The organism is Streptomyces sp. NPDC043176 (genome assembly GCF_056436715.1).
Genome location: NZ_JBWKCA010000002.1, coordinates 235,121 through 255,736 on the forward strand (window position 1 = coordinate 235,121; position 20,616 = coordinate 255,736).

Here is a 20,616-nt window from a genome sequence, read left to right on the forward strand (position 1 = left end):
CCGCCGTCGACCGGCGGTTCCTGCGGGCTACTGCCCCACCAGCCCCGGCCGCAGCACCTTGCTGAACAGCACCGTTCCGCCCTCGGCCCGCAGGCGCACCGTCAACTCGCCGCTGTGGCCGTCGATGTCGACCTCGCCGAAGTACTGGGGGCTCTCCATCGGCGACAGGTTGGCCCGCTCCGCCGCCCGGACGAAGACCCGCTCCGGTCCGAACGTGCCGTCGAGCGCGTTCGCCGGGAAACCGCCTGCGGCGAGCGGCCCGGACACGAACTCCCAGAAGGGGGCGAAGTCCCGGAAGGCCGCGCGCTCCGGCGCGTAGTGCTGGGCCGAGGTGTAGTGCACGTCGGCCGTCAGCCACAGTGTGCCGGTGATCCGCCGGTGCTTGACGAACCGCAGCAGCTCCGCGATCTGGAGCTCGCGGCCGAGGGGCGCGCCCGGGTCGCCCTGCGCGACCGCCTCGAAGTTCGCCGAGCCGTCGGGAACCACCAGGCCGAGCGGCATGTCGGCGGCGAGCACCTTCCAGACGGCGGTGGACGCGGCCAGTTCCCGCTTCAGCCAGGCCAGCTGCTCGGCGCCGAGGATGCCGGTGGTGTCATCGGCCTGCCGGCCGGGGGAGTTGGCGTTCCGGTACGAGCGCATGTCGAGGACGAACACGTCGAGCAGCGGTCCGTACCGCACCACCCGGTGCATCCGCCGCTCGCGCCCGCCACCGCGCGCGTGGAGGGTGGACACCGGCGTGTACTCGCCGAAGGCACGCAGAGCGCGCGCGGCGAGGACGTCCACGTCCTTCTCGGTGTAGCGCGGGTCGTCCAGGATCTGTCCCGGGTACCAGTTGTTGCGCACCTCGTGGTCGTCCCACTGCACCACCGACGGCACCTGCGCGTTGAAGGCCCGCGCGTTGTGGTCGAGCAGGTTGTACCGGAAGTTGCCCCGGTACTCGTCGAGGGTCTCGGCGACCTTCGCCTTCTCGGGGGTGGTGACGTTCCGCCAGGTCCGGCCGTCGGGCAGGGCCACGGTCGGGTGGATGACCCCGTCGGCGTAGACGGAGTCGCCGCTGCACAGGAAGAAGTCCGGGTCGAGCCGGCGCATCTCCTCGTACACCCGGAACCCCCCGATGTCCGGGTTGATGCCCCAGCCCTGACCCGCGATGTCCCCGGACCACAGGAACCGGACTCCGTCGCGCCGCCGGTCCGGTGCCGTACGGAACGTGCCGACGACCGGTTGGGAGGTCCGGCGCGGATCGTCCGGGTCGGCGAGCGTGACCCGGTAGTGGATCCGCTCGCCGGCGGGCAGGCCGCGCAGGGCCGTGGTGCCGGTGAAGTCCGTGCCCGCGCCGATCAGCGGCCCGTGGTGCCGGCGCACCCGCCGGAACGACTCGGTCGCCGAGGTCTCCACGACCATGCGCGCCGGCCGGTCCGACCGCACCCACACCAGACCGGAGGAGGCCGTGACGTCCCCCGTCTGCACGCCCCACTCGGCCCGGGGCCGGCCCGACAGCGCGAACGCCGGTGCCGCCAGGCCGGTTCCGGCGAGCGCGAGCCCGGCCGAGGCGGCCAGCGAGCCCCGCAGCAGACTGCGCCGGGCGGGCGAGGGGTGACCGGGCACGGGGTGGGACATGGGAAGGCCTCCGAGGTCGTTTCCGGGCGATCGTGGTGCGCCGTCCCCTGCCTAACGGCCCGGAGCGGCGCCCAAGCGAACCCCGCGTGAACAGATCACCCGCCCGGCCGCTTCACTCCCCGGCCGCCTCCGCCACGAGCCGCACCCCGGTCTCGATCGCGGCCGGCGGCAGATGGGCGTACCCGATGACGAGCCGCACGTCCCCGTCCTCGTGCCGTGCCGTGCCGTACTCCTCCAGGGGCCGCAGCGCCACCCCGGCGCCGGCGGCCCGGGCCACGAACCGCGCGGAGGGCCCGAAGCGTCCCGGCACGCGCGCGATGACGTGGAGTCCGGCGGCGATGCCGCTCACCCGGGTGCCCGGGAGGTGTTCCGCGAGGGCGGCCAGGAGGGCGTCGCGCCTTTCCCGGTAGGCGCGCTGGCAGTGACGGAGCTGCCGGTCGTACCCGCCGCGGGTCACGAACTCCGCGAGCACCGCCTGATCGAGTACGGGATTGCCGAGGTCCATCGTCCGCTTGCGCTCGACGACCTCACCGAGCAGCTCCGCCGGGACCAGCATCCAGCCGAGCCGCAACCCCGGGGCGAGCGACTTGCTGACCGAGCCGGCGTAGACGACCCGCTCGGGGTCGAGCCCCTGGAGCGCCCCGACAGGCGCCCGGTCGTAGCGGAAGTCGCCGTCGTAGTCGTCCTCCAGGACGTATCCGTCCACCGACCGTGCCCAGTCGAGGAGCGCGCCGCGCCGCTCGGCCGACCAGCTGATGCCGGACGGGAACTGGTGCGAGGGCGTCACCACGACCGCCCGTACCCCGGAGGCGGCCAGCGGCCCCGGCATCATCCCCTCGTCGTCCAGCGGCAGCCAGACGGTCTCCATGCCGGTCGAGGCGAACAGCCTTCCGTGCTCGGGACTGCCCGGGTCCTCGATGCCGATCACGCGCAGCCCTCTTGCCCGCAGCACGAAGCCCAGCAGGGTCGACGCCTGCGCCACCCCGGAGCAGACCACGAGCCGTTCCGGATCGGCCACCACACCGCGCCGCCGCGCAAGCATCCCGGCCAGCGCCTCGCGCAGTTCGGGCAGCCCGCGCGGATCGGGGTAGCCGAGCGACGGATGGGGCAACCGTGCGAGGACGGATCGCTGGGCCGCCCCCCAGGCGGCCCTGGGGAAGAGCGACAGGTCGGGCGTTCCCGGGCGGAAGTCCACCCGCACACCCGGCGCCCGGGGGGCCAGGTCACGGGCCTCTCGCACGGCCGCCCTGGCGGCCCCGCCCACCCACGTCCCCGAGCCCCGGTCGCTGCGCAGGTACCCCTCGGCGGTGAGCTGTTCGTACGCCTCGGTGACCAGGCCGCGCGAGACGCCCAGGTCGGCGGCGAGCTCCCGGGTCGACGGAAGCCTCGTCCCCGGCGTCAGCCGGCCCGCCCGCACCGCGTCGCGCAACGCCTCCTGCAAGGTCCGGCCGCGCCGTCGCGCCGGGGCGGCGACGGCCGGAAGCAGCAGCTCCCAGGCGGGCTGCCCCGGAGCGTCCCCCTCGGAATCGGCCCTGTCTCCTGCCTGTGTCATCCGGGTCCGTGGCCCTTCCGCCGCATGATCTCGCCGCTTCCTGCGGGTCCGTCGACCCGAGTATGCCGCGACGGTTCCGCGTGACGCGTAACGCGACCGTCAGCCGGGACGGGCCGCCCGACCGGGCGGGCGCCGCTCCGCCGCCGCGGGGACGGCCCCCCGACGGCCACGCGTGTACGTGCGGCGGCCGAGCGGCGCCGGAAGGCGGCCCCCGGCGAAGGCCGGCGGCTTCTGCGAAGAGCGGCTGCCCCGGCGAAGAGCGGCTGCCCCGGCGAAGGCCGCGGCCTGGGCGAAGGGCGCGGCCTGGGCGAAGGGCGGCGGCCCTGTTCCCCCGTCGCCCCAAGTGGTCCCCGATGGCGCCGTGAAAGTGGACCTCAACGGGGACCGCTCGGCTTTCTAGCGTCGGGAGCATGAACGCGAACTCCCTGCGCGGGGTCCTGCTGGTCACCGTCGCCTACGCCCTCGTCGGCGCCTCCTTCACCGCGAACAGCCTGCTCGGCGCCTATCCGTACGCGGGCGGGCAGGCGCTGCGTTACGGGGCCGCCTGCCTGCTCCTGCTCCCCTTGCTCGGCCGTGGCGGACTGGCCCCGCTGCGGCTCCTGACGCCGCGTCACTGGCTGCGCCTGGCCGCTCTCGTGGCCGTGGGCATGGTGGGCTTCAACCTGGCGGTGCTCGCCGCGGAGCGGTCCGCCGAACCGGCCGTGCCCGGTGTCCTGGTGGGGTGCGCCCCGGTCGTCGTCGCCGTCCTCGTCCCGCTCACCGAGGGCCGCAGGCCCGCCCCCGCCGTGCTGTACGGGGCCCTCCTCGTCGCGGCGGGCGCCTTCACCGTGCAGGGGTGGGGGCGGACGGACCTGGCCGGGATCGGCTGGTCGGTCGCTGCGCTCGCCGGCGAGGTCGGGTTCACGGTGCTCGCCGTGCCCGTGCTGCGGCTGCTCGGGCCGAAGCTGCTGACGGCGGCCGTCTGCGGCGCGGGTGCGGTCGAGGCGGCGCTCGTCGGTCTCGCCGTGGACGGGGCCGGTGTCGTCCGGGTGCCCACGGCCGTGGAGACGGGCGCCCTGGTCTGGCAGGCCGCGCTGGCCACCGTCGTCGGGTTCGTCCTCTTCTACATGGGCGTCCAGCGGGTCGGCATGGAGAGGGCCACTCTCTGTACGGGCGCCATCCCGGTCGCCGCCGCGCTGAGCGCCGCCCTGGTGGGGCACGCCGCCTTCGGCCTGCCGCAGGCGGCCGGGGGCCTGCTCGTCGGGGCCGGCGCCGCCCTCGGCACCGGCCTGTTCAGCCGTACGACCCGGCCGGAGTCAGCGGCTGCCGTCCAGGATCACGCGCGCGACGAGGGCCGGGTCGTCGTTCATGGGCACGTGACCGCAGCCGGGAAGCCGGACCAGTCGCGCACCCGGGAGGGTGTGCTTGGCGCGGACGCCCTGGCGCCGCAGGAGCAGCCGGTCGCGGGTGCCCCAGGCGATCGTGACCGGAATCGTGGGCACGTCGTCGCGGAAGAGCACGGTCCGGCCCGAGGCCAGGGTCTGGTGGAAGCCGGTGGCCTCGCGCAGCGCGAGCGTCTCCGCGACGACCGCCTCGGGTGACCTGCGGCCGGGGCGCGCGTAGATGGTGCTGGTGAGGGCGGTGCGCCCGGCGGGCGTACGGGAGAGGCGCTCGATCAACGGCACCGGCAGCGAGCGGGCCGCGCCCCGCATGGCCCGCAGCGTCCCGAAGGCGTACCGCCGCTCGCCCTCCGACCAGAAGCCGGCGGGGGAGAGGGCGGTGACCGAGCGCGCCCGCTTCTCCCGGCCGAGTTCCAGGGCGAGCAGCCCGCCGAGGGAGTTGCCCGCCACGTGCGGGCGCTCGACGCCGAGGGCTCCGCAGAAGGCGTCGAGTACCGGGACGACGGTGGACAGGCCGTACGGCGAGCCGTCCGGCAGCCCGTCGGACGCGCCGAATCCGGGCAGGTCGACGGCGATCACGTCGCGTTCGGCGGCGAGCACGTCGAGGACGGGCTCCCACGCCTGCCAGTGGTGCCCGATGCCGTGGAGCAGCAGCAGGGGGTCCCCCGCGCCCCGCCGCTCGTACGTCATCGACGTCGTGCGGGGACCCGTGGGGGTCTCGATCGTGAACGCGATCCGTGCGGGCATACCGGCTCCCTGTCCTGAACACCTGGTGTGCGACGTCCCTTAGACGGCTTGTCAGCAAGAGCATTACCGTTCGGTAGCCAGGAGTTCAAGACCACGTCCGAAACTGGACAGGGGAGTGGTCGTCGGCTGGGATGGGCGCGTGCCCACCGATACTCCGACCGAGACCCTGACCGATCTCTTCGAGGAGCACCGCCCGATGCTCCTCGGCGTCGCCTACCGGATGCTCGGCCGCGCGGCCGACGCCGAGGACGTCGTCCAGGAGGCCTGGCTGCGCTGGACCGCGGAGGACCGGACGGCGGTCCGCGAGCCGCGCGCCTTCCTCGTACGCGTCACCACCCGGCTCGCCATCGACCGGCTCCGCCAGGTCCAGAGCCGCCGCGAGTCCTACGTCGGTCCCTGGCTGCCCGAACCCGTCGTCACCGACTTCGGCGCGACCGCCCCCGACACCGCCGAGCGCGCCCTGCTCTCCGACTCCGTATCGCTCGCCGTCCTCGTCGTCCTCGAATCCCTCTCGCCCCTGGAGCGGGCCGTCTTCGTGCTGCGCGAGGCCTTCGGATTCCCCTACGCCGAGATCGCCGTCGCCCTCGACCGCTCCGAGGCGGCCGTGCGCCAGCTCGCCGGAAGGGCCCGTCGGCACGTCGACGAGGGCAGACCGCGCTACGACGTCGATCCCGCCGAGCGCCGCGACCTCACCGAGCGCTTCCTCGCCGCCGCGGCCGGCGGCGACCTCGGCGAGCTGCTCGCCCTGCTCGCCCCGGACGTGCGCCTCGTCGGCGACAGCGGCGGCAAGTCCAAGGCGCCGCTGCGGATCATCGAGGGCGCCGACAAGGTCGGCCGCTTCCTCAAGGCCGTGGCCGAGGGGGCGGAAAGCCTGTTCCAGGTCCGCCTGGTCGAGCTCAACGGCGGCCCCGCCGCGATCGTCCTCGCCGACGGACGGCCCGACTCCGTCTTCCAGATCGAGATGCGTGACGGACGCGTCCAGTGCGTCTACATCCTCCGCAACCCCGACAAGCTCGCAGGCCTCGCCGACCTCTGACCGCGCCGTCCGTGCCCCGCCCCCCGGCACCGGGGGGCGGGGCACAGTGCTGCGCGCGGCCCACACGGACGCGAACGTCCTGTGAACGATCTAGGTCAGAGGGTCACATTCAGGGGCGTTCGACGGAGGATTGGTCTTGACCAAGGGGTGGGCTCGCCTTATGGTCGCAGAGTTAGTGCAGGAACCTTTAATAAACAAGGGCGCGGAAAAAACGCCGCGGGACACGGCGAATTGCGGAGGATCAGGGTGGGGACCACGCAGCTGGCATCGGTACCGGAACCGAAGTACCAGCACCTCAAGACAGTGATCGGCGAAGCGCTCGACTCCGACTTCGCCGTCGGGGAGATCCTCCCCAACGAGCGCGAGCTCGCGGCACGCTTCGGCGTCGCCCGCGCCACGCTGCGCCAGGCACTGGAGCAGCTGGAGCTGGAAGGCCGGCTCCAGCGCCGCCGCGGCGTCGGCACCACGGTCGCCCCGCCGCGCGTCGGCGTGGACGTCTCCACCACCCAGCACGCCTGGCCCGGCGTCGCCGACGACTCCTGGCAGTCCCTCGACTCCGCCGCCGACGTGGCGCCCGCCGCCGTCGCGCGCGTCCTGGAGACCGGCCCGGAGGACCAGGTGCACGTCGTCCGCCGCCTGCGCGTCTCCCAGGGCCAGCCGGTCGCCGCCGAACTGCTCTACGTGCCCGTGGACTCCGTCCCCGGCCTCAGCGCCATCGACGCGCCCGCCGGCCCGGCCCGCGCCCGCGCCGTACTGCGCGAGCTGCAGCACCTCGCCCTCGACGGCCAGGACCGCTCCGTGGAGCTCGGCTCCGCCCGCGCCGACGACGCCAAGGAGCTCGACCGGCTGCCCGGTGCCCCCGTCCTCGTCGTGACGACCCGCTACCTCTCCGCGGGCCGCACCGCCGCCGTCTCCGTGGCCACCTACCGCGCCGACACCTGCCGCCTCACCTTCGGCGACTCCGGCGACCTGGTCATGGCGTCGTAACACCCGTACCGCGTGCACCGGTCCGTCGCCGAAACACCCTCTAGCGGCGGGCCGTCACCGTTCCCTCGACCGCGAAGAGCTGTTCCTCGACGTGGTCGAGGGCGAGGCGCAGCGCGCCCGTGCCCACCGCGGCCTCGCCGAGCAGGGACAGCACCACGCGAGGCGGCCGCAGGCAGAACCGGGCGAGCTCCTCGCGTAGGGGCGGGAGCACGCCGTCGAGACCGGCCGCCCAGCCCCCCACCACGACCAGCTCGGGGTCGATCGCCAGGACCAGCGCCGCCACGTCGTGCACGAGGCGCTGGATGAACCGGTCCACCGCCGCCTCCGCCTGCGCGTCACCCTTGCGGGCCAGCGCGAAGACCTCGGCGACCGCCTGCTCGTCCAGCGGGTGCAGCGGCTCGTCGGTGGTCGAGAGCAGGTGCTCGGGGGTGACCCCCCGGCCCAGCAGGTGCAGGGCGCCGATCTCCCCGGCCGCCCCGCCGTACCCCCGGTGCAGCCGGCCGCCGATCAGCGACCCGGCGCCCGGGCTCAGCCCGGCGAGCACGAACACGATGTCGTCGGAGTCGGTCGCCGCGCCCTTCCAGTGCTCGGCGACGGCCGCGGCGTTCGCGTCGTTCTCCACGATCACCGGACACCGGAAGGAGCGCCGCAGCCGCTCGCCCAGCGCGAGCCCCGTCCAGCCGGGGAGGGCGGTGCCGAGGCGCACCGTGCCGTCGGCCTCCACGATGCCGGGGGTGCCGACGCCGACCGCCCGCAGATTGGACCGGGCGACCCCGGCCCTGCGCAGCACGTCGGCGACGACCGTACGCACCTTGTCCAGGCGCTCGTCCTCGGGCGCCGTCTCCGACACCTCGCGCGACCCGGCGCCGATGATCCGCCCGTCCAGGCCCGAGAGCAGCCCGGCCACCCGGTGCGGACCGATCTCGATGCCGAGCAGATGACCTGCCTCCGCGCGGAAGCGGAACCTCCGCGCCGGACGTCCCTGCCGCCGGGCCTCACCCTCCTCGGGCGCCGACTCGACGACGAGTCCGCCCTCCATGAGGCCTTCGACGACCCCCTCGACCGTGGGCCGGGAGAGGCCCGTGATCCGGGTCAGATCCGTGAGCGTGGGCGCGTCGGCGCCCCGCAGCGCATGGAGTACCACCGCGGAGTTGATCCGCCTCAGCAGAGAAGGATCCCCGCCGGTCAGCCGCCCCACAGTGTGTCCTCCCAGCTCGTACACCTCTTCGGCGGATGGTACTCAATGGGCAGGGTCGCGGCGAGCGCCGCCCCCGGACCCGTCCGTCCGGCGGCCTGACGCGACGCCAACTGCCAGTGCCACGGGCTTTACCGGCCCCATGAACACGACGGCACGCCACCTGGCGACGATCGGCTTGCTCCGCGCCCGCGGCTTCGACGGGAGCCCGGGCTTCCACCTGGCCGAGCCGGCCGCCGGCGAGGAGTTCCGGGAGGACGACGGCACGCGCCGGGAGGCCGTCGAGGATCAGTGCGAAGCGGAACGGGCCGACGGTGTGGCCCGCTCCGCGGACTCTCCCCCGCTACGCGCCGGGTGCCTCGGCGGCCTCCCGGAGACGGGCGTACTCCTCGGCCATCGTCGCCGTCGTCCAGTGCGCGTTGAGGCCGCTCGGATTGGGCAGGGCCCAGATCCGGGTGGACCCGATCATGCGCGGCTGCGGACCGATCGCGGCCTTCGGCTCACCGAAGGCCGTGCGGTACGCCGTGACGCCGACCACCGCGAGCCAGCGCGGCGCGAGCCGCTCCACCTTCCCGGTCAGGATCCGCCCGCCCTCGACGTACTCCTCCCGGCTCAGCTCGTCGGCCCGCGCGGTCGCCCGCGCCACCACGTTCGTGATCCCGAGCCCGTACGTCAGGAGCTCCTCCTGCTCGTCCGGCCGCAACTGCCGCGGCGTGAAGCCGGACAGGTGCAGGACCGGCCAGAAGCGGTTGCCGGGGCGGGCGAAGTGGTGGCCCGTCGCCGCCGTCATCAGACCCGGATTGATCCCGCAGAACAGCACGGAAAGGCCACCCGCGACCACGTCGGGAACGACGCGGTCACGAGCGGCCTCCAGCTCCTGCGGGGTGAACCGGGGAGTCCGGGTCAGAGGATCGCCCCCGGGGTGTACGCGGCGGCCTCCGGGTGCTGCTTGAGGATCTCCTCGATACGGGAGACCACGACCGCGACCTGGTCGGCGGCGGCGCCCGTGAAGGACAGCTTGTCCGCCATCAGCTCGTCGAGCTGGGCCCGGTCCAGCGGGATCCGCTCGTCGGCGGCCAGCTTGTCGAGGAGCTCGTTGCGCTCGGCGCCCTGCTCGCGCATCGCGAGGGCGGAGGCGACGGCGTTCTCCTTGATGGCCTCGTGGGCGACCTCGCGGCCCACGCCGGCGCGCACCGCGCCCATGAGGACCTTGGTCGTCGCCAGGAACGGCAGGTAGCGGTCGAGCTCGCGGGCGACGACGGCCGGGAAGGCGCCGAACTCGTCGAGCACGGTGAGGAAGGTCTCCAGGAGGCCGTCGAGCGCGAAGAAGGCGTCCGGCAGCGCGACCCGGCGGACCACGGAGCAGGACACGTCGCCCTCGTTCCACTGGTCGCCGGCCAGCTCGCCGGTCATCGACGCGTACCCGCGCAGGATGACCATGAGGCCGTTGACGCGCTCGCAGGAGCGGGTGTTCATCTTGTGCGGCATCGCCGAGGAACCGACCTGGCCGGGCTTGAAGCCCTCGGTGACCAGCTCGTGGCCCGCCATCAGGCGGACCGTCTTGGCGATCGAGGACGGGGCGGCGGCCAGCTGCACCAGCGACGTCACCACGTCGTAGTCGAGCGAGCGCGGGTAGACCTGGCCGACCGACGTGAAGGCGTTGGCGAAGCCGAGGTGACCGGCGATCCGCTGCTCGAGGTCGGCCAGCTTGCCGGCGTCGCCGCCGAGCAGGTCCAGCATGTCCTGCGCGGTGCCGACCGGGCCCTTGATCCCGCGCAGCGGGTAGCGGCCGAGCAGCTCCTCCAGGCGCGCGTAGGCCACGAGCAGCTCGTCGGCCCCCGTCGCGAAGCGCTTGCCGAGGGTGGTCGCCTGCGCGGCGACGTTGTGCGAGCGGCCGGCCATGACCAGCTCCGCGTACTCGGCGGACAGCTTGCCGAGGCGGGCGAGGACGGCGACCGTACGGTCCCGCATCAGCTCGAGGGAGAGGCGGATCTGGAGCTGCTCGACGTTCTCGGTGAGGTCGCGCGAGGTCATGCCCTTGTGGACGTGCTCGTGGCCGGCGAGGGCGTTGAACTCCTCGATCCGGGCCTTCACGTCGTGCCGGGTGACCTTCTCGCGCTCGGCGATGGAGCCGAGGTCGACCTGGTCGAGCACGCGCTCGTAGTCGGCGAGGGCGGCGTCCGGAACCTCGATCCCGAGGTCCTTCTGCGCACGGAGCACGGCGAGCCACAGCTGACGCTCCAGCTTCACCTTCTGCTCGGGGGACCAGAGGACGGCGAGCTCCGCAGAGGCGTAGCGGCCGGCCAGAACGTTGGGGATGCGGGGCTTCGCAGTCACAGCAGTCACGTGCACAGAGTCTACTGGCGGTTTCTGCAGGCCAGCGCCACCCTCCGATGTGGAGCTTGCTACGAGACCCAGGTCACGGCGGTGGCCCGACGCCGGCTCAGGGACCGGCGGGGGACTCGTACGGCAGCAGCTCGGGACGCTTGGGAGGGAGGCCGTCGCCGGAGGAACGGCCGGTCAGACGCCGTCCGATCCACGGCCCCAGGTGCTCCCTGGCGAACCGGGCGTCCGCGACCCGGCGGCTCGCCCACCCCGGCTGCGCGGACGGCGGCAGCGGGGTCCGCCAGTCCTCCTCGGGCGCGAGACCGAGGGCCTGCCACACGGCCTCGGCCACCCGCCGGTGCCCGTCGGCGGTCAGATGCAGCCGGTCCACGTCCCAGAGCCGGGGATCGCCGAGGGACTCGGCCCCGTAGAGGTCGACGACCAGGGCGCCGTGCCGGGAGGCCAGGCCGTCGATGTGGTCGAAGAGCTCCTCCATCCGGGGGCGGAACCGCTCCATCACCGGGCCGTTGCGGCCGGGGCTGCGCATGAGGACCAGCTGCCCGCAGGCCGGTGTGAGGCGTTCCACTGCCTCGGTGAGCAGGTCCCGCACGCGCACCATGTCGACCTTGGGGCGCAGGGTGTCGTTGAGCCCCCCGACGAGGGTCACCACATCGGCCTGCATGCTTGCGGCCAGGCCGACTTGCTCCTCGACGATCTGCTTGATGAGCTTCCCGCGCACGGCGAGGTTGGCGTAGCGGAACCCGGGCGTACGGGCCGCGAGCCGGCCCGCGAGGACGTCCGCCCACCCCCGGTAGGAGCCGTCGGGCTTCAGGTCCGACATACCCTCGGTGAAGCTGTCGCCGACGGCGACGAGACTGTTGTACGTGGCATTGATCTCCATGGCGGAGTGATCATACCGCGCGGTATGCGGCGGATGCCGTGGAGATCCCGGGAGGGGAAACCCGATGAGCGACGCGCTCCTGAGCGCCCTGGCCGAGGCCTTCGCCGAGCTCGTGGCGACGGTCGACACCTCGGACGACGAGGTACTCGACCCCGACACGGCGACGGCCTGGCTGCGGGGCACCTCGCACCACCTCTCCGGACTCTCCCCGGCCGACCGGTCCCTCCTCGACGGCCTCCTCCGCGAGGCGGCCCACCGCAGGCCCGAGGGCACACGGCGAGAGGCCCTGCTCCGCGTCCCCGAGCGCCTCGGCGGCACCGAGGACCCCCGGACGACGTCGCACGCGGCCTCGCCGAAGCCGCCCGCGCCCGCCTCACCCGCCGCCCACGTCGCCGCCTGCGACGAGGTCGCCGACCGTGTGCGGCGCTTCGCCGACCTGATACGGGACGCCGATCCCGCCACCCCGGTCCCCACGTGCCCCGGCTGGACCCTCGCGGACCTGACGCGGCACCTCGGAACGCTGCACCGCTGGACCGAGCACCTGATACGGACCCGGGCCTCGGTACGCGTCCGGGCCGACGACCTGCCGCTCGACCTGCCGGCCGACACCGACGGGTACGCCGGGTGGCTGACCTCGGGCGCCGAGAGCGTCCTCACGACCCTGCGCGCCGCCGACCCGGACCTTCCCGTCTGGTCGCCCGGGGCCGACCCGCACGCCCGGTACTACCCGCGGCGGCTGCTCTCCGAGGCGGTCGTCCACCTCGCGGACGCCGAGCTCGCCCTCGGCGGCGCCGCGGAGACGGTCGAGCCCCACACCGCCGTCGACGCGATCGACCACTTCCTCGCCGACGCCCCGTACGTCCCGTGGATCGCGGAACCCGTCGCCCACCTCGACCGGGACGGCGCCGTCCTCCGGCTCACCGCACGCGACACCGGCGCCGTCCGGACCCTGACCCTCGGAGGCGGCGGCTTCACCTGGACGCGGGGGAGCGGCGGCACGGAGCCGACCGCCGGCGTCGAGGCGGACGCCGGCGACCTGCTGCTGCTCCTGCACCGCAGGTACGGTGCCGACGACCCCCGGTTCACGCACACCGGCGACCGGGACCTCCTCGACGACTGGCTGGCCGCCACGGCGCTCTGACATGCCGAGGGCGCCCGGAGACAGGCTCCGGGCGCCCCGAGGTCACGGATGTCACGGCGCCGCCGGACGTCCCACCAGTTCGCGCAGCACGTCCTCCATCGCCACGAGACCGGCAGGCTTGCCGTCCTCGTCGAGCACGGCCGCCAGGTGCGTCCGGCTGCGGCGCATCGCCGTCAGGACGTCGTCCAGCGGCGTGACCGCGCGGACCCGCGCGATCGGCCGCAGCGCCGACACCGGGAACGGCACGTCGCGCGGCGACACGTCCAGGGCGTCCTTGACGTGCAGATAACCCAGGATCCGGCGCTCCGAGTCGACCACCGGGAAGCGCGAGAACCCCGACAGCGCCGACAGTGCCTCCAGCTCCTCGGGGGTCGTGCCGACCTGTGCGTACACCACCTTCTCCGCCGGCATCACGACGTCCCGCACGGGACGCCGGCCCAGCTCCAGGGCGTCGTGCAGCCGCTCGGCCGCCCGGTCGTCGAGAAGTCCGGCGTCACCCGCGTCGGTGACCATCCGGGCGAGCTCGTCGTCCGAGAAGGTCGCCGAGACCTCGTCCTTGACCTCCACGCGAAGCAGCTTGAGCAGCGTGTTGGCCAAGGCGTTGATCGCGAAGATCACCGGCCGCAGGGCCCGCGCGAGCGTCACCAGGGGCGGCCCGAGCAGCAGCGCGGAACGCGTCGGCTCGGCGAGCGCGATGTTCTTCGGCACCATCTCGCCCAGCAGCATGTGCAGATAGGTCGCGAGCGACAGGGCGATCACGAACGAGATCGGGTGCACCAGCCCGTGCGGGACGCCCAGCGCGTCGAAGACCGGCTCCAGCAGGTGCGCGATGGCCGGCTCGGCGACGATGCCGAGGACCAGGGTGCACAGCGTGATGCCCAGCTGCGCCGCGGCGAGCATCGCGGACACGTGCTCCAGGCCCCAGATGACGCTGCGCGCCCGCCGGTTCCCGGCCTCGGCCAGCGGCTCGATCTGACTGCGGCGAACCGAGATCAGGGCGAACTCGGCGCCGACGAAGAACGCGTTGACGACCAGCGTGAGCAGGCCGATCAACAACTGGATCACGATCATCGGCGGGCCTCCCCGGTCTCGTCGTCGGTCTCGTCCCCGGTGTCGTGCGCGGGGGCGTGCATCAGCACGCGCGCCGCGCGCCGACCGGAGGCGTCCACGACGTCGAGCCGCCAGCCGGCCAGCTCCACGCTGTCGCCGACGGCCGGGATACGGCCCAGCTCGGTGGCCAGGACACCCGCGAGCGTCTCGTACGGGCCGTCCGGCACCCGGAGCCCGATGGCACCCACCTGGTCCGTCCGGGCCGCGCCGTCGGCCGACCAGAGCTCACGTCCGTCCGCGTCCTCGCCCGCCCGGGCCAGGTCCGGCGTCTCGTGCGGGTCGTGCTCGTCGCGGACCTCGCCCACGACCTCCTCGACGATGTCCTCCAGGGTCACCACGCCGGCCGTACCGCCGTACTCGTCGATGACGACGGCCATCGTCTGCTTGCCGGAGAGCCGGTCGAGGAGACGGTCCACGGTCAGGGTCTCCGGTACGAGCAGCGGCTCCCGCACCATCTCGCCGATGCGCCGGCGCGGCCGCTCGGCTGCCGGTATGGCGAGCACGTCCTTGATGTGCGCGATGCCGACGACCGAGTCGAGGTTGCCGCGGTAGACCGGGAAGCGCGAGAGGCCCGTCGCCCGGGTCGCGTTCGCCACGTCCTCGGCGGTGGCCTGCACCTCGAGCGCGGTGACCTGCACGCGGGGCGTCATCACGTTCTCGGCGGTCAGCTCCGCCAGGTTGAGCGTCCGGACGAACAGCTCGGCCGTGTCCGCTTCGAGTGCCCCCTCCTTCGCCGAGTGCCGCGCCAGCGCCACCAGCTCCTGCGGGGACCGCGCCGACGCGAGCTCCTCGGTCGGCTCCATGCCCAGGCGGCGCAGGATCCGGTTCGCGGTGTTGTTGAGGTGGCTGATCAGCGGCTTGAAGGCAGCCGTGAACACCCGCTGGGGGGTGGCCACCACCTTCGCCACCGCGAGGGGCGAGGAGATCGCCCAGTTCTTCGGGACCAGCTCGCCGACGACCATCAGGACGACGGTCGACAAGGCCGTACCCAGCACCAGCGCCACGGAGGAGGCGACCGAGGGGGAGAGACCGAGGGCCTCGACCGGACCGCGGATGAGCTTGGCCACCGACGGCTCGGCGAGCATGCCGACCACGAGGTTGGTGACGGTGATGCCCAGCTGCGCGCCGGAGAGCTGGAAGGTCAGCGACCGCACGGCCTTCAGGGCGCTCGCCGCCCCGCGCTCGCCGCGCTCCGCCGCTGATTCGAGCTCGCCCCGCTCGACGGTCGTCAACGAGAACTCCGCCGCGACGAAGGCGCCGCACGCGAGTGAGAGGAGGAGCGCTAGGAGGAGCAGAAGCACTTCGGTCATCGGTTCACCTCCGTCCCATGATCAGTCAGGGAAGGAAGGATCGCTCGATGTCGGCGGTCGAAACCGGAGCTGTCGGGACCAGTGCTACTGGGAGGCTCGCCCATGGGCGGACGCTCACACCTTTCGGTAGTCGGGATGAGACACCATGGTAAAGGACGGGCAAAGCGTCGTGGTGGCCAGGTGCGGCCGTGTGGGGCCGGGCGGCTGTCGGGTCGTGGTCGGGTAGGTAGGGCGGTCGGGTGGGCCGGTGTGGCCGGGTCGAGCCTTCAGGCCGTGAGCGGCTTCACCCAGCGGCGCCATTGATCCTGACGCTCGTACCCGGCGGCGGACCACAGAAGCCTGCCCGTCTCGTTTTCCTCAAGCACCATCGCGTCCACACGCCGCCCGCCGAGGGCGGCGAAGCGCTCCTCCGCCGCCCGCAGGAGCACGGTGGAGATGCCCCGCCTGCGATGGGAGGGAAGGACCGCGAGCCGGTAGAGCGAGGCGCGCCAGCCGTCCCAGCCGGCGATCACGGACCCCACGATCCGTCCGTCTGCCACGGCGAGGATCAGCGCCTCGGGGTCACGCTCGACCAGTCGTGTCACCCCGTTCACGTCGTCCGAGACGGACGTTCCCTTGGCCGACTCCTTCCAGAAGGTCAGGACGTCCTTGGCATCGGAGGGCGTGGCTGCACGTATCTCCAGTTCGACCATGCGCGGATCCCATCACGCGGTGCCGCGCCCCTGCCATCGAGTTCCGAGGGCCGGAACGACCTCTCTCGGCCTCCGAACGAGGAGGTCCACCCAGCCCAGGCGCCATAAGGGCGGCGGCGGTCACCGGCTCGGGGTCAGGCGTCCCGGCGCCGTATCGCCAGCCATCCCCCGGCCACGGCGGCCAGAGCCCACAAGGCCAGGAGGCCGATGCCGGCCCACGGGCCGAGGCCGTCGTGCGCGTCCATGCACATGACCCTCCAACCGGCCCGGTCCGGCAGGAACCGGGCCACCCCCTCGGAAGCAGAGCCGAGCACGAACGGCACCAGCAGCACGAAGGGTATGAGCAGGCTGAGCACGACCGTCGCGCTGCGCAGCACCGCCGTCAGGCCCGCGGCCAGCAGTGTCATCAGCATCAGGTAGAGGCCGCACCCGAAGATCGCGCGGTAGGTGCCTTCGCCGCCCAGCTCCAGCGCATCGGGTCCCATGAACGCCTGTCCGCCGACGAAGGTCGCCAGTCCGGCGAACTGCCCGGCAAGAAAGCCGAGTCCGGCCGTCATCGCCATCTTCGACAGATAGAGCCGCGCGCGGTTCGGCACGGCGGTCAATGACGTGCGCAGGGCGCCGTTGTGGAATTCGGCGGACAGCGCCGTCGCGCCGAAGGCGAAAGCGGCGATCGTGCCGAAGTTGACCCCGTAGAAGGCCGAGAGAAGCGGATCGTCCCCCATGCCGGCGGCCTCCTCGGCGCCGAGCAGGGCGGCCATCAGCATCTGTATGCCCGCGGTGGCCACGCAGACGGCCCACAGTGCCGTGAAGGTGCCGCGCAGGGACCGTATTTTGATCCATTCCGAGTGCAGGACGGGGACGGTGGGCAGAGCGGAACGCATGGGAATCCTCCTTGGACGGTTCGTGTCAGTGGGCGGCGGCGAAGGGGGCGTGCTCGGCGGTGAGGTCGAGGTAGGCCTGTTCCAGCGAGGCCCGCTCGTCGACCAGTTCCAGGATCGGGACGCCTTCGTGAGCGGCCAGGGCGCCGAGTTCCCCGGCCCGTATGCCCGCCACGGTCCACCGCCCGCCCTCGGCGGAGACCAACTCGAGGTCGCGCCGGGCGAGCGCCGACCGCAGCCGTGTCGGGTCGGTCGTGCGCACCCGGGCCGTCGGGGTGCTGCGGGCCTCGATGAACTGCTCCATCGAGGTGTCGGCCAGCAGCCTTCCCTGCCCCAGCACGATGAGATGGTCGGCAAGGGCGGCGGTCTCCGTCATCAGATGGCTGGAGACGAGCACCGTTCGACCCTCGGCGGCCAGTGACCGCATGAGCTCGCGGATCCAGATGATGCCCTCGGGATCCAGCCCGTTGGTCGGCTCGTCAAGGAGCAGCACACCAGGGTCGCCCAGCAGCGCGGCCGCTATGCCGAGGCGCTGGCGCATGCCCAGGGAGAAGGTCCTGATCCTCCGGCCGGCCGCCGCGGCGATCCCCGCCTGCTCGAGGACCTCCTCCACGCGGCTCACCGGAACGCCGCCGGCCGCCGCGAGGAGGCGGAGGTGGTCCCTGGCCGTCCGGCCACCGTGCGCCGACTGCGCGTCGAGTAGGACACCCACCCGGTGGAGAGGGTCGGGGAGTTCGGTGAATCGGCGGCCTCCGATGGTGGCGGTTCCCGACGTGATCCGGTCGAGGCCGAGGAGGAGCCGCATGGTGGTGGACTTCCCCGCGCCGTTGGGCCCGAGGAAGCCGGTCACCCGCCCGGGCAGGACATCGAAGGTGAGGCGGTCGACGGCCCGGCTGCGGCCGAACTCCTTGGTCAGTTCTCGGATCTCGATGGTGTTCATGCCTCAAGGTTCGCCACCGGCCCCACCCGCCGGCCTCCCCCGAGCGAGGGTTCCGTCTCCCCCGTACAGGGGAGTCGCGGCAGGGCCGTGAACTGCCACGATGAAGGCATGCAGCGACTGTTCCGTGCATCTCTCCGACCCGTCACCTACTCACGCTGGGTGCACCTGTGTGTGCCCGTGCTCATGCTCGCCGTGTGGATGTTCATCGAGCGCGATACGCCGTGGATGCCGCTGCTTCTCGTCATACCGCTGGCGCTGCTGCCCTGGACGCGGCGCGCCGAGGGGCACCAGGCGAGGTTCCTGCTGGCACCGCACGACGGGGGCGCCGGCACGGGCGGTTTCAGCACCGTGGCGTCCCGGCGATGGGGCGACCGCTGGCGGACCCTGTTGTGGCTGGAGATACGGCTCCTCCTTTCGGGGGTAACCGTGTGTGCCAGTGTGGTGCTGCCCGTCGCGACGGTCGACCTGGTCCGCGTCGCGGCCGGCGGGGGCCCCGTCGAGGACAGCCTCCTGCCCTTCACACCGCCTTCCTGGGCGGCGTGGCTGCTGGCTCCCGTGCCGCTGGTGCTGCTGATCGTCGTCGTGACCCTGCTCGGCGAGCTGGTCACCTCCATCGCCGGGCTGCTGCTGGGACCCTCCTCGGCGGAGCGACTCACGGCGCTGGAAGCACGCACCGAGCAGCTGCTGGAGCGCACCCGCATCGCGCGGGAGCTGCACGACTCGATCGGCCACGCCCTGACCGTGGCGGTGGTCCAGGCCGGTGCCGCGCGGGCCGCCGGCGACCCGGAGTTCACCGACCGCGCGTTGAGTGCGATCGAGGAGACGGGCCGGGCGGCACTGGAGGACCTCGAACGAGTGCTGCTCGTCCTGCGGGAGTCGGGTCAGCGGCCGTCCCAGCGGCCGACGCTGGCGGAGGCCGACCGTCTCCTCGACTCGGCCCGCGCCTCCGGCGCCGCCGTGGACGCGGAACTGGCGGGCTCACTGGAGAAGCTGACGGGCCCGGTCACCCAGGAGGGGTACCGGATCCTGCAAGAGGCGCTCACCAATGTGTTGCGGCACTGCGGTCCGGTGCCGGTGAGGGTCCGGATCGGGATGGTCGCCGACCGGCTCGACCTGGAGGTGACGAATCCGCTGCCGGACGGCCCTTCCCTGACGATCAGCGGTAGCGGTGGCAGTGGCAGCGGACTGCGCGGAATACGGGAACGGGCCGCCCTGCTCGGGGGGCAGGTCGACACCGGTCCGCACGGGGGCGGCTGGAGGGTGCGCGCACGGCTGCCCCTGCAACCCATACGCTGACCGGATGTCAGTCACCGTCCTGCTCGTCGACGACGAACCCCTCGTGCGCATGGGGCTGCGTGCCGTCCTGGAGGCGCAGCCGGACATCGAGGTGGTCGGTGAAGCCGCCGACGGCGCCTCGGTGGTACCGCTCGTGCGACAACTGCGCCCCGACGTGGTCGCGATGGACGTCCGGATGCCGCTGCTCGACGGGATCGAGGCGACCAAGGCGGTTCTGCGGACGGTGGACTCGCCGCCGAAGATCCTCGTGGTCACCACCTTCGAGAACGACGAGTACGTCTATCAGGCGCTGCGGGCCGGCGCGGACGGATTCCTGCTGAAGCGGGCCCGCCCTTCGGAGATCGTGCACGCGGTCCGGCTGGTGGCGGAGGGCGAGACGCTGCTGTACCCCGCGGCGGTTCGGGCCCTCGCCGCCGAGTACGGCAACCGGCAGGCCCGGGAGGCACTGGAGCGGGCCGCCCTGACGCAGCGGGAGCAGGTCGTCCTGCGCCTGATGGCGAAGGGCCTGACCAACGTCGAGATCGCCCGCGAGCTGATCGTCGGCGCCGAGACCGTGAAGTCCCACGTCAGCGCGGTCCTGGCCAAGCTGGGGGCCCGGGACCGGACCCAGGCCGTCATCACCGCCTACGAGTCCGGCTTCGTCACCCCGGCCTGACCGTCGGCGACCGGTGAGCGGCAGTCACTTCGAGCGGGTGGCCTCGCAGCCCCGCCCGGCCGACCTGGCTGCCGGCGACCGGTGATCGGTAGTCACTTCGAGTGGACGGGCCCGTGACCCTGTTCGGTCACCCAGGACCGCCTGGGCCTCCGACGCCTCCTGGACCCGTGCCACCCCCCAGCTTCGCCACGCCCAGGACGCAGGGTGAGGAGGGGAGGCGGGGGCCCTGGTCGGGGAGGTCGAAGGAGCGGTGGGAGGTGAGGGTGAAACCGGCTGTCGTGATCTCGGAGAGGGGGGTGCGGGAGGTGTGGCAGCCGCCGAAGAGGAGGGGCCAGACCGTGCGGTCGAGGCCGCGTTGGAGGCGGGCCAGGCCGGGCGAGTCCGCCGCCCCGTGTTCGAAGAAGCGGAGTTCACCCTCGGGGCGCAGGACCCGGCGCAGCTCCGCGAGGGCCGCGGGCACGCTCGGTACGGTGCACAGGACGAGCGAGGCGACGGCGGCGTCGAAGGAACCGCTCTCGACCGGCAGCGCCTCCGCCGTGCCCGTCACCACGGTCACCGGGACGGGCGCCCGATGGGCGGCCTCCTCGGCGAGGCGCCGCAGATGGGGTTCCGGCTCGACGGCCAGGACCTCGGTGACGCCGGACGGGTAGTGGGCGAAGTTCAGGCCGTTCCCGGCGCCGATCTCGATCACGCGGCCGGAGAGCCCGGAGAGGAGCTCCGTACGCAGGGCGCCGAGTCCGCCGCGGGCGTCGGCCGTGACGCTGACGCGGGCGTAGAACCGGGCGAAAAGGGGGTGACGGACGTGGGGCCCCCGGGCCGAGGGCCGTGGCGGGGTCGGAGCCGGAGTCATCG

Annotated in this window: 18 protein-coding genes and 1 pseudogene; 6 read left to right on the forward strand and 13 right to left on the reverse strand. The window is 73.2% G+C overall.

The genetic code is table 11. The features are described 5' to 3' along the window. Nucleotides 1-27 precede the first annotated feature (27 nt). Nucleotides 28-1,617, reverse strand: coding sequence for an alkaline phosphatase D family protein (locus tag AC067A_RS03645; protein ID WP_478613948.1), 1,590 nt, complete (start codon nt 1,615-1,617; stop codon nt 28-30). Nucleotides 1,618-1,729: 112 nt separating this feature from the next. Then, nucleotides 1,730-3,169: a MocR-like pyridoxine biosynthesis transcription factor PdxR gene (pdxR, locus tag AC067A_RS03650; protein ID WP_478613951.1), complete on the reverse strand. Its 1,440-nt coding sequence runs from the start codon at nt 3,167-3,169 to the stop codon at nt 1,730-1,732. A 410-nt stretch (nt 3,170-3,579) separates the two neighbouring features. Here pdxR and AC067A_RS03655 point away from each other — a divergent pair. Next, nucleotides 3,580-3,984, forward strand: a pseudogene (locus AC067A_RS03655) (EamA family transporter); the annotation flags it as partial. Nucleotides 3,985-4,464: 480 nt separating this feature from the next. Here AC067A_RS03655 and AC067A_RS03660 read toward each other — a convergent pair. Continuing rightward, the gene (locus tag AC067A_RS03660; RefSeq protein ID WP_478613953.1) at nt 4,465-5,295 is read right to left on the reverse strand and encodes an alpha/beta fold hydrolase; all 831 of its coding nucleotides are present in this window, start codon (nt 5,293-5,295) and stop codon (nt 4,465-4,467) included. A 139-nt stretch (nt 5,296-5,434) separates the two neighbouring features. On the opposite strand from AC067A_RS03660, the gene AC067A_RS03665 reads away from it, so the two are divergent. Beyond that, nucleotides 5,435-6,331, forward strand: coding sequence for an RNA polymerase sigma-70 factor (locus tag AC067A_RS03665; RefSeq protein WP_478613956.1), 897 nt, complete (start codon nt 5,435-5,437; stop codon nt 6,329-6,331). A gap of 246 nt (nt 6,332-6,577) precedes the next feature. After that, nucleotides 6,578-7,318 carry a GntR family transcriptional regulator gene (locus AC067A_RS03670; RefSeq protein WP_478613958.1) on the forward strand — a complete coding sequence of 247 codons (741 nt, stop codon included), beginning with the start codon at nt 6,578-6,580 and terminating at the stop codon, nt 7,316-7,318. A 40-nt stretch (nt 7,319-7,358) separates the two neighbouring features. Here the strand turns inward: AC067A_RS03670 and AC067A_RS03675 are convergent, their stop codons facing one another. The 4 genes from AC067A_RS03675 to AC067A_RS03690 form a co-directional block, all read right to left on the reverse strand. After that, entirely contained in the window at nt 7,359-8,516 is a 1,158-nt protein-coding gene (locus tag AC067A_RS03675; RefSeq protein WP_478613961.1) for an ROK family transcriptional regulator, read from the reverse strand. A 340-nt stretch (nt 8,517-8,856) separates the two neighbouring features. Then, nucleotides 8,857-9,354, reverse strand: a complete 498-nt coding sequence (gene mug, locus AC067A_RS03680; protein ID WP_478613964.1) for a G/U mismatch-specific DNA glycosylase — start codon at nt 9,352-9,354, stop codon at nt 8,857-8,859. 62 nt (nt 9,355-9,416) lie between these two features. After that, nucleotides 9,417-10,859 carry an adenylosuccinate lyase gene (gene purB, locus AC067A_RS03685; RefSeq protein ID WP_478613967.1) on the reverse strand — a complete coding sequence of 481 codons (1,443 nt, stop codon included), beginning with the start codon at nt 10,857-10,859 and terminating at the stop codon, nt 9,417-9,419. A gap of 97 nt (nt 10,860-10,956) precedes the next feature. After that, nucleotides 10,957-11,739, reverse strand: coding sequence for an SGNH/GDSL hydrolase family protein (locus tag AC067A_RS03690; protein WP_478613970.1), 783 nt, complete (start codon nt 11,737-11,739; stop codon nt 10,957-10,959). Nucleotides 11,740-11,803: 64 nt separating this feature from the next. Between AC067A_RS03690 and AC067A_RS03695 the strand changes: the two genes are divergently transcribed. After that, entirely contained in the window at nt 11,804-12,880 is a 1,077-nt protein-coding gene (locus AC067A_RS03695) for a maleylpyruvate isomerase N-terminal domain-containing protein (protein ID WP_478613972.1), read from the forward strand. A gap of 51 nt (nt 12,881-12,931) precedes the next feature. Here AC067A_RS03695 and AC067A_RS03700 read toward each other — a convergent pair whose 3' ends face one another. From AC067A_RS03700 to AC067A_RS03720, 5 genes are all read right to left on the reverse strand, one after another. Further along, the gene (locus AC067A_RS03700) at nt 12,932-13,951 is read right to left on the reverse strand and encodes a hemolysin family protein (protein ID WP_478613975.1); all 1,020 of its coding nucleotides are present in this window, start codon (nt 13,949-13,951) and stop codon (nt 12,932-12,934) included. After that, nucleotides 13,948-15,300: a hemolysin family protein gene (locus AC067A_RS03705; RefSeq protein WP_478613978.1), complete on the reverse strand. Its 1,353-nt coding sequence runs from the start codon at nt 15,298-15,300 to the stop codon at nt 13,948-13,950. Before AC067A_RS03705 ends, AC067A_RS03700 begins: the two co-directional genes overlap by 4 nt. Before the next feature lie 266 nt (nt 15,301-15,566). Then, a complete protein-coding gene (locus AC067A_RS03710; RefSeq protein WP_478613981.1) occupies nt 15,567-15,992 on the reverse strand; it encodes a GNAT family N-acetyltransferase in 426 nt (141 codons plus the stop codon). A gap of 134 nt (nt 15,993-16,126) precedes the next feature. Next, nucleotides 16,127-16,876, reverse strand: coding sequence for an ABC transporter permease (locus AC067A_RS03715; RefSeq protein ID WP_478613984.1), 750 nt, complete (start codon nt 16,874-16,876; stop codon nt 16,127-16,129). Between the two features lie 25 nt (nt 16,877-16,901). Then, nucleotides 16,902-17,813, reverse strand: a complete 912-nt coding sequence (locus AC067A_RS03720) for an ABC transporter ATP-binding protein (RefSeq protein WP_478613986.1) — start codon at nt 17,811-17,813, stop codon at nt 16,902-16,904. 108 nt (nt 17,814-17,921) lie between these two features. On the opposite strand from AC067A_RS03720, the gene AC067A_RS03725 reads away from it, so the two are divergent. After that, nucleotides 17,922-19,109 (forward strand): sensor histidine kinase, encoded by a 1,188-nt coding sequence (locus AC067A_RS03725; RefSeq protein WP_478613989.1) that lies wholly within the window; start codon nt 17,922-17,924, stop codon nt 19,107-19,109. 4 nt (nt 19,110-19,113) lie between these two features. Beyond that, entirely contained in the window at nt 19,114-19,764 is a 651-nt protein-coding gene (locus AC067A_RS03730; RefSeq protein WP_478613990.1) for a response regulator, read from the forward strand. Between the two features lie 127 nt (nt 19,765-19,891). Here the strand turns inward: AC067A_RS03730 and AC067A_RS03735 are convergent, their stop codons facing one another. After that, nucleotides 19,892-20,614, reverse strand: a complete 723-nt coding sequence (locus AC067A_RS03735; RefSeq protein ID WP_478613993.1) for a class I SAM-dependent methyltransferase — start codon at nt 20,612-20,614, stop codon at nt 19,892-19,894. Nucleotides 20,615-20,616 lie beyond the last annotated feature (2 nt).